The sequence below is a fragment of the Candidatus Nitrotoga sp. M5 genome (genome assembly GCF_927904885.1).
In the GTDB taxonomy this organism is placed as follows: domain Bacteria; phylum Pseudomonadota; class Gammaproteobacteria; order Burkholderiales; family Gallionellaceae; genus Nitrotoga.
In genome coordinates this window covers 22302-38453 of the sequence record NZ_CAKMNW010000026.1, presented here as the reverse complement: position 1 = coordinate 38453, position 16152 = coordinate 22302, and the positions used below count along the sequence as shown (strand labels likewise).

13 protein-coding genes and 1 pseudogene are annotated in these 16152 nt (G+C 45.1%); 8 read left to right on the top strand and 6 right to left on the bottom strand.

Features of this window, described 5'->3' with window-relative positions:
* Nucleotides 1–23: 23 nt before the first annotated feature.
* From ileS to MJ770_RS07715, 3 genes are all read right to left on the bottom strand, one after another.
* Nucleotides 24–2834: an isoleucine--tRNA ligase gene (gene ileS / locus MJ770_RS07725; RefSeq protein WP_239251034.1), complete on the bottom strand. Its 2811-nt coding sequence runs from the start codon at nucleotides 2832–2834 to the stop codon at nucleotides 24–26.
* Entirely contained in the window at nucleotides 2821–3753 is a 933-nt protein-coding gene (locus MJ770_RS07720) for a bifunctional riboflavin kinase/FAD synthetase (RefSeq protein WP_239251033.1), read from the bottom strand. The genes ileS and MJ770_RS07720 overlap by 14 nt, the downstream gene beginning before the upstream one ends.
* Nucleotides 3754–4047: 294 nt before the next feature.
* Complete coding sequence (locus tag MJ770_RS07715; protein WP_239251032.1) at nucleotides 4048–4824, bottom strand: sulfite exporter TauE/SafE family protein; 777 nt, start codon at nucleotides 4822–4824, stop codon at nucleotides 4048–4050.
* Between the two features lie 193 nt (nucleotides 4825–5017).
* Here MJ770_RS07715 and MJ770_RS07710 point away from each other — a divergent pair, with 193 nt between their 5' ends.
* The 5 genes from MJ770_RS07710 (at nucleotide 5018) to MJ770_RS07690 (ending at nucleotide 8233) form a co-directional block, all read left to right on the top strand.
* A complete protein-coding gene (locus MJ770_RS07710; RefSeq protein ID WP_239251031.1) occupies nucleotides 5018–5629 on the top strand; it encodes a TetR/AcrR family transcriptional regulator in 612 nt (203 codons plus the stop codon).
* Between the two features lie 106 nt (nucleotides 5630–5735).
* On the top strand, nucleotides 5736–6131 hold the full coding sequence (locus tag MJ770_RS07705; protein WP_239251030.1) for a rhodanese-like domain-containing protein: 396 nt from the start codon (nucleotides 5736–5738) through the stop codon (nucleotides 6129–6131).
* Nucleotides 6132–6250: 119 nt separating this feature from the next.
* Nucleotides 6251–6544 (top strand): DUF4242 domain-containing protein, encoded by a 294-nt coding sequence (locus MJ770_RS07700; protein ID WP_239251029.1) that lies wholly within the window; start codon nucleotides 6251–6253, stop codon nucleotides 6542–6544.
* Nucleotides 6545–6602: 58 nt separating this feature from the next.
* A complete protein-coding gene (locus MJ770_RS07695; protein WP_239251028.1) occupies nucleotides 6603–7802 on the top strand; it encodes an NAD(P)/FAD-dependent oxidoreductase in 1200 nt (399 codons plus the stop codon).
* Between the two features lie 17 nt (nucleotides 7803–7819).
* Nucleotides 7820–8233, top strand: a complete 414-nt coding sequence (locus tag MJ770_RS07690) for a DUF1641 domain-containing protein (protein WP_239251027.1) — start codon at nucleotides 7820–7822, stop codon at nucleotides 8231–8233.
* A gap of 311 nt (nucleotides 8234–8544) precedes the next feature.
* Here the strand turns inward: MJ770_RS07690 and MJ770_RS07685 are convergent, their stop codons facing one another.
* Complete coding sequence (locus MJ770_RS07685) at nucleotides 8545–9699, bottom strand: mechanosensitive ion channel family protein (protein WP_239251026.1); 1155 nt, start codon at nucleotides 9697–9699, stop codon at nucleotides 8545–8547.
* Nucleotides 9700–10265: 566 nt separating this feature from the next.
* On the opposite strand from MJ770_RS07685, the gene MJ770_RS07680 reads away from it, so the two are divergent.
* From MJ770_RS07680 to MJ770_RS07670, 3 genes and pseudogenes are all read left to right on the top strand, one after another.
* Nucleotides 10266–10910, top strand: coding sequence for a nitroreductase family protein (locus MJ770_RS07680; protein ID WP_239251050.1), 645 nt, complete (start codon nucleotides 10266–10268; stop codon nucleotides 10908–10910).
* A gap of 172 nt (nucleotides 10911–11082) precedes the next feature.
* A pseudogene (locus tag MJ770_RS07675) lies at nucleotides 11083–11271 on the top strand (helix-turn-helix domain-containing protein); the annotation flags it as partial.
* A gap of 441 nt (nucleotides 11272–11712) precedes the next feature.
* Entirely contained in the window at nucleotides 11713–13047 is a 1335-nt protein-coding gene (locus tag MJ770_RS07670; RefSeq protein WP_239251025.1) for a DUF3422 family protein, read from the top strand.
* Nucleotides 13048–13240: 193 nt separating this feature from the next.
* Here the strand turns inward: MJ770_RS07670 and MJ770_RS07665 are convergent, their stop codons facing one another.
* Nucleotides 13241–14560 carry a right-handed parallel beta-helix repeat-containing protein gene (locus tag MJ770_RS07665; RefSeq protein ID WP_239251024.1) on the bottom strand — a complete coding sequence of 440 codons (1320 nt, stop codon included), beginning with the start codon at nucleotides 14558–14560 and terminating at the stop codon, nucleotides 13241–13243.
* A 135-nt stretch (nucleotides 14561–14695) separates the two neighbouring features.
* A complete protein-coding gene (der, locus tag MJ770_RS07660) occupies nucleotides 14696–16096 on the bottom strand; it encodes a ribosome biogenesis GTPase Der (RefSeq protein WP_239251023.1) in 1401 nt (466 codons plus the stop codon).
* Nucleotides 16097–16152: the final 56 nt, after the last annotated feature.

Below are 16152 nucleotides of genomic sequence, written 5' to 3'. Positions count from 1 at the left end.
TCCCCATCAGAGATAGAGCAGCATTAAGCATACTTCCTTACCTCACCATCACCCAATAAATTACTGACGCAGCGCCCACACAGCGTAGTATTTTGAGGATCGTTACCAACATCGGCACGGTAATGCCAGCAACGTTCGCACTTGGTATTCATACTCGGCATTACTTCAATGCGCTCTTCCGCTTCAGATGAAACACGATGCACGGTGACACGGGAAGTTATTAGCACAAAACGCAGGTCATCACCAAGGCGATCAAGCACATCGAAATTTTCATCCTCTGCGTAAATTTCCACCTCAGCGGCCAGCGCTTGGCCAATTAGCCCAGCAGCGCGCACTTCTTCGATGTGCTTATTTATTCTGGCACGCCAGTTACAAATAATCGTCCAATTTTTCACTAGCCCTTGATCATCTGATTTCGGCAAATCTGGTAAGGGAAACCAACCCTGCTGAAACACGCTCACGTCCTGCTGGCCACTCAAAGTTTCCCACGCTTCCTCTGCAGTAAAGCTGAGTATCGGCGCCATTAATCTCACCAGACTATGGCTAATATAGTGCAGTGCATTCTGTGCAGAACGGCGTGCGTACGAATTTTGTGCTGTGGTATAAAGACGATCTTTGAGGATATCCAGATAGAATCCACCCAACTGTTCGGAACAAAAAGTCTGCAATTTCTGTACTACCAGATGAAATTCGTAGCGTTCATAATCACCTCTAAGCTCTACTTGCAACCGGCTTACCAGCGCCAAGGCATAACGGTCAATCTCCATCCACTCGTCCACTGGCAAGGCATCTCGCTGCACGTCAAAATCTGCAGTATTCGCCAATAAAAAGCGTAAAGTATTACGGATACGACGATAGCTTTCCACCACACGCTTCAAAATTTCATCGGAGATAGTCATCTCGCCGGAGTAATCCGTCGACGCAGCCCACAGACGCAAAATGTCTGCGCCCAGCGTGTCAAAAATTTTCTGCGGTGCAATGACATTGCCCTTGGATTTGCTCATCTTATGACCATGGCCATCCACCACGAAACCATGGGTAAGCAGAGCATTGTAGGGTGCACGGTTATTCAATGCGCAAGAGGTAAGCAACGAAGACTGAAACCAGCCACGATGCTGATCCGATCCTTCCAGATATAAATCTGCCGGAAATGACAAATCTTTGCGTCGGTGTAACACCGACGCATGGGTCGTGCCGGAATCGAACCATACGTCCAGTGTGTCGGAAAGTTTGCGGTATTGTGCCGAGTCTTCGCCCAACAACTCTTTGGCATCCAACGAAAACCACGCGTCGATACCCTGTTGTTCGACGCGCTGCGCAACCTGCTCGATCAACTCAAGTGTGCGTGGGTGCAACTGCATGGTTTCATTGTGGACGAAGAAAGGCATCGGCACACCCCAATTACGCTGGCGAGACACACACCAGTCCGGGCGGTTTTCAATCATGGCTTTCAGTCGCGCCTTGCCCCATGCCGGATAGAACTGCGTGGCTTCGACCGCTTTATTGGCGAGGTCACGCAAGTTTGTTCCCTCGCCCGTATTCGAAAGGGAGTGCGTAGGCTGAAATTGTTCCATACCGATGAACCATTGTGGTGTGGAACGAAAAATGATTGGCGTCTTATGTCGCCAACAGTGCGGATAGCTATGCTGAATTTTTTCCAGGTGCATCAGATGACCGCTGGCCTGAAGTGTGGCGACCACCACATCATTCGCCTTCCATACGAACAGACCGCCGACCAATGGCGTGCTGGCAAGGAACTTGCCATCGTCGCCCACTGGGCTGTCATTAGGTAGCCCATATTTCTGACCAACGAAATAGTCGTCCAGGCCATGTGCAGGAGCAGTATGTACCAAGCCTGTACCCGCTTCCAGAGTTACATGATCACCACAAATAACGTTGACTCCACGTTTATCAAAAGGGTGATGTAATGGCAACCCATCCAGTACAACGCCCTTGCACACGGCGAGTACTTCACCTTTCAACTCATAGCGATCCAGGCAGGCTTGTTTCAGATCATCGGCCAATATCAGCAATCCGCGTGCTGTTCGTAGCAGCACGTAGTCAAAATCAGGATGTACGCTTACTGCCTGATTAGCGGGCAACGTCCATGGCGTAGTAGTCCAAATGACCGCATAAGCTTTTTCATCACTCGGTAAAGACACGCCAAAAGCCTTGGACAAAGAATCGTTGCTTATAACTTCAAAACCCACGTCAATCGCCGACGACGTTTTGTCTTCATGCTCAACTTCTGCCTCGGCCAACGCAGACTGACAATCCAGACACCAGTTCACCGGCTTACGTCCCTGATAAAGATGGCCGCGCTCGAATACTTTTCCCAAGGCGCGGATGATATCCGCCTCAGATTGATAGTTCATAGTGAGATAAGGATTGTCCCAATCACCCAACACACCCAGGCGAATAAAATCCTTTTTTTGACTCTCGATTTGCTCGGTGGCATATTCACGGCACAGCTCGCGAAAGCGAGCAGGCGGCATCCCTTTACCATGCTTCTTTTCTACCTGCAATTCAATCGGCAGACCATGACAATCCCAGCCGGGCACATACGGTGCATCGAAGCCGGACAAAGTTTTGCTTTTGACAATCATATCCTTGAGCACCTTGTTCACCGCGTGGCCAATGTGGATGTCACCATTAGCGTAAGGTGGGCCGTCATGCAGAATGAACTTTGGGCGTCCAAGGCTAGTGGCGCGTATTTTTTCATAGCGTTGCTGTGCCTGCCATTGAGCAAGCATCTGCGGTTCACGCTTGGCCAAATTACCGCGCATGGGAAACGGCGTATCGGGAAGATTAAGAGTTTTTTTATAATCCATCATGTTGTATAAACCATAGTTTTGCATTACACACGTCAAGCTCAATCTGTTGCGTCAAGCTTTGCAGATCAAGATACTTCACTTCGTCGCGCAGTTTGTGCAGGAAATCCACGCGCAAATGCTTGTTATAAATTTCGCCAGTAAAATCGAATAGATGCACTTCCAGTACTGGCTTGCCATTTTGTTTCACAGTGGGACGAACACCCAAGCTTGCTACACCTTGCATTTGTGGCAAACCATCCCCTTGCACCCTTACGACAAAGATACCGCTCAGCGGCGGCCGATTGTGCTTCAACTGGATATTTGCGGTTGGAAAACCGAGCTGCCTGCCTAAACCGTCGCCATGAACCACACGCCCGCCGATACTATAAGGCCGCCCCAAATAACGGTGTGCAGCACGAAGATCACCTTTACTAAGCGCTGCGCGCACCGCCGTGCTGGATATGCGTACACCATTGTGCGACACCCTATGCATGACCTCCACTTCTATACCAAGTTGACCGCCTATTTTCTCCAATAACGCAATATCGCCGCTGCGTCGATTGCCGAAGCGAAAATCATCGCCAATCAGCACATACTTCGCCGCCAACTTGTCAGACAATGCATGAATGAAATCTGCTGCACTCATCTGTGCAAAACTGCTGTTAAAACGACATACATAAACGCGATCCACACCGAGTATCGCAAAAAATTTAAGCTTCTCACGCATACTGGTCAGCCGTGCAGGTGCCTCCTGCGGTGTAAAAAATTCACGCGGATGCGGCTCGAACACAAGCACGGCAGTCGGCAGTTCAAGCTGCTGAGCTGCCATTTTTAATTGCTTGAGTAACGCCTGATGTCCCAGGTGTACTCCATCAAAATTACCGATAGTGAGTGCAACAGGCGTTTTGCCCGTTAAGTGGAGTCCGCGAAAAATCAACATTCAGGCTAGTTCGCCAGTTAAAAAGAGTGCGATTATACCGTGAGAGCACAGAATGGTCGCAAGGCATGGAATATATTCTGCATCGATGCCTGCCTTGCTCAAATTGAAACCTTAATAGTCTGAGTCTATTTTTAATGGACAGAATAGTCCACTCACTATCCTAAGTTAAATACTGCTTGGGGAATTTTGTTGAATAGCTAAAGTGGGCACAGGTATAAACCGGTCATGGTGTAGCAATCGGCGAGACTCTGTGGCGATCTATTCGTTAGAAAAACCCTGGTGTAATTTATCCAATCACGTCAGGAAAAATCCCAGTGTCATTAATATACCGACAGCCACAATAAATATTCGCAATGCGCGCTGCGAAATACGATATGCAAACGTAGCGCCGACATAACCACCAACAATCGCGGCAACGCTCAGCACCCAAAGATGCTCGCTGGCGATAACTCCCCCAGCCGCATAAACTACAACAGCAATAGCCGTGAGCAGCGCGGAAACGATATTTTTGACGCCGTTCATGGCTATCAAGTTTGTTTGTCCTAATAAACCCAGGGCAGCCAGCAAGATGATGCCCAATCCGCCATTAAAATAGCCACCATAGACACAGACTAAGAATAAAACGATGAACGCTATCATTTTTTGTGAGTGCGGTCGCTGGACCGGGATCGTATTTGTAGCTTGGGATGGCAATTGTTTCGCTTTACCAATCAACCTCGGTCCAATAAAAAATATGGTGGTGGCAAACAATATTAGCCAGGGAATTAGCATCAAAAATAGCTGTTCACTGCTGAATAACAAAATAACCGCACCGACACTGCCACCAATGATAGCGATCAACATGATGGTCGAATATTTTATGCCCGCAGGAAATTCTATATCATGCCGAAAGCGCCAGGCGCTGGCGATGTAGCCTGGTAGTAGTGCCGCCGTGCCGGTTGCATTTGCAACTACGGGCGGCACTCCAGCAAAAATCAGGGCCGGTAGCGTGATAAAACTGCCGCCGCCGGCAACGGCATTGAGCGCGCCGCCGAAAAAACCGGCGGCAACGATGATTATCCATTCAATCATGTAGACTTTGACTTCTCGTAACGTAACTCGGTGCAAATATACATATTTGAAGATATGCCGTGTGAAGTCAACGAGCAGAGCGTTCCATAAAACTTAGCTCAAATACACATGACTCCAATACCTGATTCCTTTCCTTTGTACGCTCAGTGGAGAAAAGATAAATTGACAAAATATATGACTGGTCATATTATTCATGTTAATTATGACAAACAAGCCATCTAAACGCGAAACTAAGCGCGAAAAGTTACTCGACCAAGGCGTCCATCTACTGATGAGCCAGGGTTATCATGCAACCGGTATTAATGAAATAGTAAGTGCAGTACAGGTACCAAAAGGTTCTTTTTATAGTTATTTTGATAGTAAAGAAAATTTTGCTGCTCAGTCAATTAGTCATTATATCGAACCGTTTATCGAGCTCTTAACGAAGCATTTACAACAGCCACAAGTTGACCCACTCACAGCTTTAAAAAATTACTATTCAGAACTTATAGCTGGAGTGGAAAAAAATGGATACAAAGGCGGATGTTTATTGGGCAATCTGATGGGGGAAATTGGTGATACCAGCGAGCTATGCAATCAGTCGATAAAATCTGCTGTTGAACGCTACAAATTGCTGCAATATAACGCATTATTGCAAGCACAAAAAGAAGGTACAGTACGTACTGACAGAAGTGCCGAAACAATGGCTAACTTATTGATAAATAATTGGCAAGGTGGATTGTTACGGATGAAAATCGAACATTCCGTGCAACCTTTGCATGAGTTTCGTGATACGTTACTAAATGATTATTTTTTGCCTGGTTAATTTTAGGTTGGAAACAAGACAAGATGACACAATTTTCAGTTGTTTGGATGTTTTGTGACGACCAATAACAAGACGAACGACCATTTATTAACCAAGGAGTTTTGATATGAATGAAGAAAAAACTTTGATGGATTTTGTTAAACAAGCAAAATCGCAAATTACCGAAATAGATGTATCAAATGTTAAATCTCTATTGGATGAAGGCTATTCGGTATTAGATGTGCGAGAACCTGCTGAATTTATGTCAGGCACTATTGAGGGCGCGTTGAATATTCCCCGTGGAATACTGGAAGTGGCGGCTGACCGTCAAAATGCAGGTCGTAATGAAAATTTGACTGACCGCAATAAGAAATGGCTATTACTTTGCGCCAGTTCGGGGCGTTCTGCAATGGCTACAGCTGTGATGCAACAAATGGGCTTTAAAAACATCAAGAATATTAATGGCGGCATTACAGCCTGGAAAGCTGCTGGATTAGCAGTGAAAGCTCCATCACAGACATAAGTGTTACTTTTAAAAACTGTGTAACCAAAAAGTTTTAATCGATGTGGCCACAATGGCCTATATCGTTTTTATTACAACCATTAAAAGATGACTGGTCATCTTATTACATAGGAGACAATGTGCCTAAATATATTATTGAACGAGAAATTCCTGACGCAGGCCAATTAGACGCTGCAGGGTTGCAACAGCTATCACAAAAATCTTGCTGCATTCTGAACGATATGGGGCCGCAAATTCAGTGGGTAGAAAGTTATGTAACGAACGACAAAATCTATTGCATTTACATTGCCCCCGACAAACAAAGCATTAAAACACATGCAGAACGTGGAAAATTTCCGGCAAATTCTATTGCCGAAGTAAAAGCTATGATCAATCCAACCACAGCCGAACATAGCAGCGGTCCAGCATTATGAAAATTCAATGGGAAAACAATATTTTTTCATTAATTAATAACCACTTAAAGGAGTCATTATGACTAGCGCAACTAAACGTATCATTGTTGTTGGTGGCGGGATTGGCGGCACGATGACCGCTAACAACTTAGTCGCTAAGTTTTATCCTGAAATTCTAAATCGTGAAATTGAGATTATGATGCTCTCAAATTCCCCTAACCATATTTACAAGCCCGCCAATATGTATGTGGCTTTTAGTGCTTTTCATCCTCATGAATTAGTCCGTAAACAACGTTCATTATTACGCCCTGAAATTATTTTTCATGTTGATGGTGTTGAAGCTTTTGAATTTGAGAAAAACCGCGTCCTTTGTGAAAGCGGCAAGCGATACGAATATGAGTATCTTGTTATTTCAACAGGCTGTATTCCTGCGCCAGAACGTGTTGAAGGGCTGAAGGAGGCAGGTGATCATTTTTATCAGACTAAAGCAGCGCAACAACTCGCTCAAAAATTACGCACCATCGAAGAGGGTCGTATATTTATAACAGTCAATTTCCCAAAAACCCCGAACGTACCCCATCAATGTGGTATTGCTCCTATCGAAACTACGCTAATGCTTGATGATTATTTACGTAAACGAGGTGTACGAGACCGCGTAGAGATTATTTATAGCTATCCTACGGTCTCTCAGTTATTGCGTAATTGTTTATTTTTACAGAAACCGACCTGCGATGTATTGCCTACCATCTTTGATAGTAAAAACATTAGCTATCAACGTGGTTTTACTTTGGACAAGGTTGATCCCGAAGCAAAAATAGCTTATTCGGAAGAAGGCAACTCCCAAGAATTTGATATTTTAATGGCCACTCCACCTATCCGCGCAGTAGATGCCGTAATTAATTCAGGAAAATCAGAAGCACAAAATAATGAAGGCTGGTTACCTACTGACTTTGAAACCTTGAAAATGTACGGTACCGATAATGTCTATGTTATGGGCGATACCGTTGATTTGCCCGTTAGTAAAGCTGGGGGCAGCTGTCATAACCAGTCACCTGTTGTCGTGGAAAATATCGCTTCGGAAATTCGTCGCGGTTATACCTCTGCCATTTATGATGGAAAAGTTCAAGCAATCGCTCAAATGGGATTGGAAGCCGGCATGCCGCTCTGGTACGACTATAAGCATGATGTACAGGTCGCCCCACCTACCAAGCTCGGGGGATTAATGCGTAAAACGTTTAATCGCGGTATTTATTGGGCCGTTGCGCGTGGAATAGTTTGAATAAAGGGGAGTTACTTATGTCTGAGCAAAAGCAGTTAAATACAATTGAAGAAAACCTTATGTCGAATGCAGCCCTTAATAATCCCGCAACTATCGAGGGTATTCAGAGCTTAATCGAAAAAACGGCCCCATTAGTACAAGCTGGTCGGTTTAACCATATCATCGATTTATTGTCACTCATATCAGACAATATTGAATTTCTTGATGAAGCGTCACTGGAAAAAACCACTAAAGTCGGCGAGGAAATTTTAGCGCTGGGGTGGACAACCGGTAATGCTATTCGTATGGCGAACGCTCAAACAGAAGCATTAGAAAAGCCACCCGGCTTGTTTCAATTGATGAGCTCCTTAAACGACCCCGATGTTCGTCGTTCATTACATTTCTTTATTGGTACGATGCGCATTATTGGCCGTCAGATGAAAAATAACTAACTAGTAAACTTCAGGAGGGCAGCTTACTTATGCTGATAATCAGAGAAACAAAACCTGAACCAAGTGCTGGTTTTTAGGGTTCATCCGGTAAGTGCGTACTTCTTGCAAGTGCGCACTTTTTACTTTTGGGGGTAGGCGACTGGATTAGATTTGCTCTCATGCAGTGCCATTATTTCAACGTGAAAAGACCACGATCTTTCGAGCCATGAAAGGCTGGCTATCGAATTTTAAGTATGCTGATCTACTCAGTTTTGCACTGTATTTGACAAAAAACTGTAACATCATGACTTCCCCACTTTTTTCTTCAAACTTTATATTCCAATTGGTTCAGGTCTGTGGAGCGGGAATGCTTCTGGTTGCCCGAATGGCAGACTTTCCACATAAATAGATTGCGATGGGAATGCAAAACTGGCCTTCTCAGCTTCGACAATTTCCTTGATTTTATAGGCCAAGCGTTGTTTCACTTGCAGCCACTCACCCCATACGGTCGTTTTAGAAAAGCAATAAAGCATAATGTCGATACTCGAGCCGCCAAATGAATCCAAAAAAACGAATGTTTTTGTGCGTTCTGGATTGGTTTCAAAATCTCCACACTCGTGAATATAGGTCGTAATTGCACGAATAATATTCTGGATTTGTTGTGTAGTAGAACGGTATTCAACTCCAATCATCCAATAAATTCTCCGGTTGGTCATCCGAGAGTAGTTGATCAACGCTTCATTGGCCAATTTGGAGTTAGGGATCGTGACCAGAGCTTTATCAAACTGACGAACTTTTGTTCCACGAAATCCGATTTCTTCAACAGTACCTTCCACGTCAGGCGTCTTGATCCAATTCCCTTTTTCAAAAACATGGTCTAAGAAAATGGTGAGCCCCGCAAACAAATTCTTGATAATATCCTGCGCGCCGAGGGCAACCGCCATACCGACCAAACCCAAGCTACCGAGGACTGCCGCGACATTAAATCCCCATTCTTGAAACACAGCGGCAATACCTGAGCACACAACTACAAATTTTGCGATTTTTATGAAAAAGCTTTTAATGGTTTCATGCATGCTTTCGTTGCCAAAGATCATACTGGATCGATTTAGCAATAGTGACAGCGGATCAAGCATTCGAAAAATGGACCAAAAGATCGTGAAGGCAATAAGGGATCGGATGATTTGCCCAAAAATTGTATTTAACGCTGGAGATAGTTCGACGACTTGTCCTGAAATATAGAGACCAATAATTACAAAGGTAAATTCAAGGGGACGTTTAATAGCTTCCAGGATACGGTCATATATATCTGTTTCGGATTGTCTACCCAGCCTATGGCAGACATAGCAAAAAAAGCGAGAGAAAATTCGACGAACAAGCAAGAAGCTTAGAAACACGCCTATCGCAATGAAAATATCACCCAGGGTGGTATTCAGAATGCCAACACGCCACACCGTAAGAATTTCTTGCCAAAAATCATGAAGCATAAATCGAAGGTACCAAAAGAATTAAGGAAAAAAAGGTAGGAAATTCAACCGCGCAATTAGAAGTATCCCTGACCACCGCTCCTCGGTCAATGCCAACTTTTAAGATTTCGTCTGTACACAAATAGATAGATAAGAGAGCAAGCACTCGCCTGCCATCCTTAATCAGAAGGGTCTGAGCAATGGCATTATAAATCAAGCAAGCATACGCGATCACACCGCCCTGACATGCTTCCAGCACAGCCCCGTAAACGACGCATACGAGTTATTTTGCTACAGCCTTTTATCGATACTTGCCAACCTCAATTCCCGCCCAAGCTCTCATATCATTATCCACACCAAGGCTATGCCAAAGCCTTGGTCGCACGAATGAGTAGCGTTAGACGGCTTATCCGGTAGATATTTCACTCACAGATTGCCAAGGTGGCTGTAAAAAGCTATCCGTGATGCAATATACAATGGGCTACTTTAAACGACTGCCAATTCTTCGAGATATTAGCAGTACCCACAAAGCGGATGGCAACATCTCTTATGATATATTTTTATACAAAACAAATAGGATAAACAGTATGAAGACAGTAGATGCAATACGTTCACGCCGAGCAGTTAAACATTTTGACGCCAGCCACAGCATGACAGAAGAAGAAGTAAACGAGCTTCTATCTTTGGCTGTACTTGCACCTACGGCGTTCAATATTCAAAACTGGCGCTACGTCGTAATAACTGACCAAGAACTAAGAACACAAATCAGGCAGGTGGCTTGGGGCCAAGCACAAGTAACAGATGCGTCGTTGTTCATTATTCTATGTGCCGACCTGAAGTCATGGGAAAAGCAGCCTGGTCGTTACTGGAATAATGCCCCAAAAGAGGTCCAGGAATTTATGCTTCCAGCTATCGATAATTACTATCGAGGCAAAGATCAGGTTCAAAGAGATGAGGCAATGAGATCTTGTGGCATAGCCGCGCAAACATTAATGCTTACCGCAAAATCGATTGGATATGACTCATGTCCCATGGATGGTTTCGATTTCGAAAAAGTTGCTGAGCTTATTCACCTTCCTGACGACCATGTAATTGCAATGTTTGTTGCAATTGGCAAAGGCACAAAGGAAGCGTGGCCACGGCCGGGTCAGCTAGCGCTAGATGAAGTGGTTATCCAAAACAAGTTTGCAAAGCAATTTAACGAGTCAGGTTATGAGTCTTCTTGTGACTGAAGTTACAAAAATCGATGAGGTCACAAAATCAATGTAAAATCAATACAGTTAGATTCTATTTATAAATTGAACTAATCTCAATCTGATCTGACAATGCACTTGTAAAAGTGAGCGTTACCGAGTTTGATATGGGTGTCGAATCCGTCATCAAACATAAAGAAAGGTAACGCTCATGTTTCATACTAACAACCCAATCATTAAACATAAAGCAGGATTGCTCAATCTTGCTTCAGAGCTTCAAAACGTCTCCAAAGCCTGCAAGATTATGGGCGTATCAAGAGACACGTTTTATCGCTATCAAGAACTCGTTGAAACCGATGGTTTAGAAGGACTTATCAATCGCGAGCGCCGCGTACCTAGTCGACACTGAATTATTTGATTCTGTTGTTAAGATCAGGCTACGTAAGCAGCCTGAGTGCTAATCTGTTTTACGCCTCTGTACTTAATGCAATGCCATAGCGAGATAATGATGTTTTTTGTGCCATAGTGGTTATTATCTGTGCCTAAAAAACAGGCAACAATAAAATCCCTCATCCACTTAATGAAGAAGTTCCAGGCTGCAGCAGCTATCAGGACGTTTAGTTGGTCGCCCACCATCCCTTAAAGGAAGTTACGTCCCAGCAGATAATCTGATTTCAGATGGTAAATAACCGGTTCAATCCCTGCCCATCGTCTCAGCAGTATTAAGCCTAACAACATACTTCGCGAACATAGCCTTATTAAATTTTGGTTACAGAAGGTGTAGACGATTGGGAGCTAGTATAATTTACTCAATAAATTTCTTGTCATTGGGTTATCAAGCATGAGTCCGAGTGGTAATTTTATTCAGCGCGATGTGTTACCTCCTAACGACCCGCAGCGTGCTTTGTTGCATAACGTGGTGCATACCCGCCCGAGCCAACGTATCCGTTTACCAGCGTTGGTGGTTTATGTGGCGGTTTTCAATGATGGTGTCACGCTTGAGCAAGAATGTGAGCATTTGCGCCGACTCCCCTGTCAAGAAGCGCTCGTAATTGGACATTTGCAGGATAACTTTCTGAGGTTGCGGCTACAGGGTTGTAGCTTAAGGTGGGAGCGCCACACCGAATTCACTTCTTATTCGCTTGTGCAACACTTGCCTGAAGTCGCACAATTAGGAGCAGCAGACCCTGAATTGCATTCGTTTTTAGCCCTGCCAGAAGGTTGGTTAGCTGGGATTCCTGGCCGTACTTTTGCTGCTATCAAGCTAGCCATGGTACATGGCGACTTAAATCACCCGGTAGAGGCCCTTGCATTAGCACGCAATTGGTTTGGTAAAAACCCCGTTGTAGCTTCTCTCATCGGAAGGGATAGCAACTCTATAGCGGTTACAGATTTTATGCTGCGTTACAGCGGTTTTGAACGCATGCTTGTAATTGCGCCGACTGAAACATCCGAATCACGTGCTGGACGTATTTCACAGCGCCTGCTCGAACTCGAAACTTACCGCCTTGCCGCACTGCGAAGTCTGCCAGCGGCTAAACAGCTTGCCCCCGAGTTAACAAATGCTGAGCAACAGTTAGTCGAAATCACAGCGCAGCTGGAAATAAAAGCCGCATCTGAACAAGAATTACTAGATCGATTAATTTCACTGGCTGTAAGTATTGAACGTGCTAATGTCAAACACATGTATCGCTTTGCAGCCACGCATGCCTACGACAAAATAATGACTCAGCGCATCACCGAGTTAAGAGAAAAAGCCATCCCTGGAACGCCAACTATTGGTGAATTTATGGGACGTCGCCTCTCTCCAGCCATAGCAACTGTTGAAGCTACTGCGCAACGCATGGTTTCACTTTCTGAACGCATTTCGCAAACTAGCGCATTGCTGCGTACGCGAGTTGACATAATGACCGAGTCGCAAAACCAACAGTTACTCGAAAAGCTTACGCGTGGACAAGAACTTCAGTTGCGGTTGCAAAGTATGGTGGAGGGTTTATCGATTGCCGCTATTTCATATTATGTAGTCAGCTTGCTACTGTACGCAGCCAAAGCAGGCAAGGCTGCTGGTTTACCGATTCATCCTGAGTTGATTACCGGGGTAATGATCCCGTTAATCCTCTGGGCAGTCTGGTATGTAACTCGCCGCATTCACGATAAAGTTATTAAGCTGAATTGATAGTATTTGGTAGTTCATATTCAACAGACCGTATCAATTACAAATAGGATCTTTCATTACCATCACGCAATACTCTCAACATTCTTGTGAATATTTATAGAGGTGCCCTTTAGTAAATACCCGCTGCTTAATTTGTCATTCTTCCAATCACCCTTGGCGGCCCAGCGCTTCTAAGGATTCGGATAGACCATTATTATGGCTTACGTTCGATTTGTGGTAACCAGCCAGGATTTACACCTTCTCCGCCATACGCTCCACGGGTATGTGCATTCCGCTTGCGATTGTTAAAATCCATATCCCAGTCTTTAAAAACGCGAAATGAGGTGGTGTCTACCAGTCTGGATTTCAAGTTAGATACTTTTGGATAAAGATCCATAGCGCCCAATGGGGCAAATGGATTCACTAGATAATCAGCAGCATCATCTCTTTTGCCAATGCTATTGGATTCCTGCGAATTGGCAACAACAGGTTTAGAAGCAAAGATCACATTAGCTGAAACGTGTTGAATAAAATTTTCGCTGCCCTGACCTGATATGATTGAAATGCCGATTTCAGGGGTAATAACAGTATTGTAGAAAACGTGTATGGTGCGTGTAATATCATTATGTGGCTGAATTCTGATCGCATCCCCATGGCCGCTGACAAAAAGGTTGTTATACAAGGCAAGGTTCCCTTCTCCCTGAAAAAGCGATTCGGTAGGGTTTTGATAGAAGAAGTTGCCATAGATTTCGTAGATATCTTTCGACCCATTCCCAGTGACGGGCCAATGACCCACGAGTACATTAGGACGTGCGAATGTTCCGGTGGCGGCTCCTTTCTCTTTGCTAAAAACGTTGTGTCGGATGGTTGTGACGCTTGGATCGAGAGGCATACCCAGAATCTCTGGCCGCACATTTTGATGCTTGATTTGCAAGTTGTAACCCGTCGTATCAACGACTACATTGTGCTCTATCAATCCCGCCACAAATGGTGCGGTGCCGTCAGAATTGCCCAGATAAATCCCGGTGCCAGCACCCCTAATTGTGTTACTTCGAATAACCCAATTCCACGCCGGACACTTTGTAGAGATCCCCACAGTTTGTTGGCTATTGCCATGACCTTCAAATACCAGATTTTCCAGCGTGATGTGGTGAGCCCAATCAGCGTGTCCTTCGCATTTAACGCCGTCCACAGCCATGCCCTGCCCTTCAAGCTCTAAATTACGGATAACAATGTAACTGGCGTTAATAATGCTGATTGTATTGTTTCTAGGATTTGCCACAAAAACAGGGCGAGGGCCGTTGGACGGACCTGTAATGATGATGGGTTTGTCCTCATCCCCGTGTAGCCGATGCACAGGTAAACCTTTTTTGTAAACGCCGGGCTGTAGCAAAAGAGTATCGCCTGGCTCCAGCCGAGAAAGTAATGCACGATAATTATCAGCGTCAGCTTTAACGATGCTGGCGGCTTGTGATATTGAACTGCACAGGAACAGAAGAAACAAAACTACGTGTCGTAAGAAAATACAAGGCATGTTTTAGTTTGTTGCGTCAATAAAAATCAATACCACGGTATACATTATTTATGCAAAACACTCCGCACCTTGTTTTTGCGTGCACCACATAATTAATTGATATCGATACAAAGTTAATATGTTGTTAAGCTCGAATTAACGCCCATACAACCTGCGCCCACGGATGCGAGCACGATGCGCACTGCGCTCCTCGCTTTCCGTTAACGGCTTGGGAGTTTTATTGGCGAATGGATTTTTGCCTGCCTTGAATTCTATCCTGAGTGGAGTTCCTTGCAGGTTGAAGGCAGTACAAAAAGTTCGTTCCAGATAACGGCGGTAACTTTCCGGTATTTTGTCCAGCGCGCTGCCATGAATCACGATTAGTGGCGGATTGCTGCCACCTTGGTGTGCATAACGTAACTTGGGGCGAAACTGTGAGCGCGGCGGCTGCTGCTTTTCCACGGCAGCTATAAGTACCCGTGTGAGCTGAGGCGTAGGCAGTTTGGCCATGGCCGCTGCATAAGCCTCATCCACCGATTTCAATATGCCGGCAACGCCATTTCCAAGGAGTGCAGAGATGTAATGCAATTTGGCAAAACTGAGAAAATGTAGCTTGCGATCAAGATCGCGTTTAGTCGTCTCGCGTTGGTAGTCGTCCAGCCCATCCCACTTATTTACTGCTAGTACCAGTGCACGTCCAGCTTGCAAAACGAAATCTGCGATATGCGCATCCTGCTCGGTTATGGTCTGTTGCGCATCTACCACGATAACGACAACATTGGCGTCTTCTACCGCTTGCAATGTTTTTATTACGGAAAACTTCTCGACTGCTTCGTCGACTTTGCCACGGCGACGAACACCAGCGGTGTCTATAATCGTGTATTGTTTTCCATTACGTTCAAAATCAATATAGATGCTGTCGCGTGTGGTGCCAGGTTGGTCGAAAGCAATTACCCGCTCTTCACCTAACAGCGCATTAACTAAGGTGGATTTACCAACGTTAGGGCGGCCAACAATAGCCATCTTCGGTTGATCAGAATGATTCTCATCATTTTCAGCCTGAGGTGGTAACTCTTCCAGTGCAAGCTCCACCATTTCACTTACATTGTCACCATGTGCTGAAGAAATAGGCAACGGTTCACCAATACCCAATTCAAAAAACTCATTGACTACAGCAGCACGTTGCATGCCTTCAGCCTTGTTGACCAAGAGCAACAGCGGACGTCCAGCTTTGCGCAATTGTTCGGCAATAATTCTGTCCTGCGGGGTCAATCCTTGTCGTCCATCAACCAAGAACAACACCAAGTCAGCTTCGTCCACCGCTTGCCGCGTTTGTTTGGCCATTTCGTACAGAATGCCGTCCTTGGCGACTGGTTCCAGCCCACCAGTATCCACCACTAGAAATGGCCGTTCTCCAACGCGCCCGCGCCCATAGTGGCGGTCACGCGTGAGCCCTGGCTGATCAGCCACCAGAGCATCACGGCTACGCGTAAGGCGGTTAAATAAAGTGGACTTCCCTACATTGGGACGACCGACTAAAACGAGTGTGGGTAACATTTCTGACTTTCAATTAGGAACAAATTTAAGAGCGCCTCTTAAACTCAAATTTCTAG

Bases quoted from the DNA above. Each gene is read 5' to 3' on its own strand.
- ileS (WP_239251034.1), bottom strand. From the start codon at position 2,834: ATGATGGATTATAAAAAAACTCTTAATCTTCCCGATACGCCGTTTCCC.
- MJ770_RS07720 (WP_239251033.1), bottom strand. From the start codon at position 3,753: ATGTTGATTTTTCGCGGACTCCACTTAACGGGCAAAACGCCTGTTGCA.
- MJ770_RS07715 (WP_239251032.1), bottom strand. From the start codon at position 4,824: ATGATTGAATGGATAATCATCGTTGCCGCCGGTTTTTTCGGCGGCGCG.
- MJ770_RS07710 (WP_239251031.1), top strand. From the start codon at position 5,018: ATGTTAATTATGACAAACAAGCCATCTAAACGCGAAACTAAGCGCGAA.
- MJ770_RS07705 (WP_239251030.1), top strand. From the start codon at position 5,736: ATGAATGAAGAAAAAACTTTGATGGATTTTGTTAAACAAGCAAAATCG.
- MJ770_RS07695 (WP_239251028.1), top strand. From the start codon at position 6,603: ATGACTAGCGCAACTAAACGTATCATTGTTGTTGGTGGCGGGATTGGC.
- MJ770_RS07690 (WP_239251027.1), top strand. From the start codon at position 7,820: ATGTCTGAGCAAAAGCAGTTAAATACAATTGAAGAAAACCTTATGTCG.
- MJ770_RS07685 (WP_239251026.1), bottom strand. From the start codon at position 9,699: ATGCTTCATGATTTTTGGCAAGAAATTCTTACGGTGTGGCGTGTTGGC.
- MJ770_RS07680 (WP_239251050.1), top strand. From the start codon at position 10,266: ATGAAGACAGTAGATGCAATACGTTCACGCCGAGCAGTTAAACATTTT.
- MJ770_RS07670 (WP_239251025.1), top strand. From the start codon at position 11,713: ATGAGTCCGAGTGGTAATTTTATTCAGCGCGATGTGTTACCTCCTAAC.
- MJ770_RS07665 (WP_239251024.1), bottom strand. From the start codon at position 14,560: ATGCCTTGTATTTTCTTACGACACGTAGTTTTGTTTCTTCTGTTCCTG.
- der (WP_239251023.1), bottom strand. From the start codon at position 16,096: ATGTTACCCACACTCGTTTTAGTCGGTCGTCCCAATGTAGGGAAGTCC.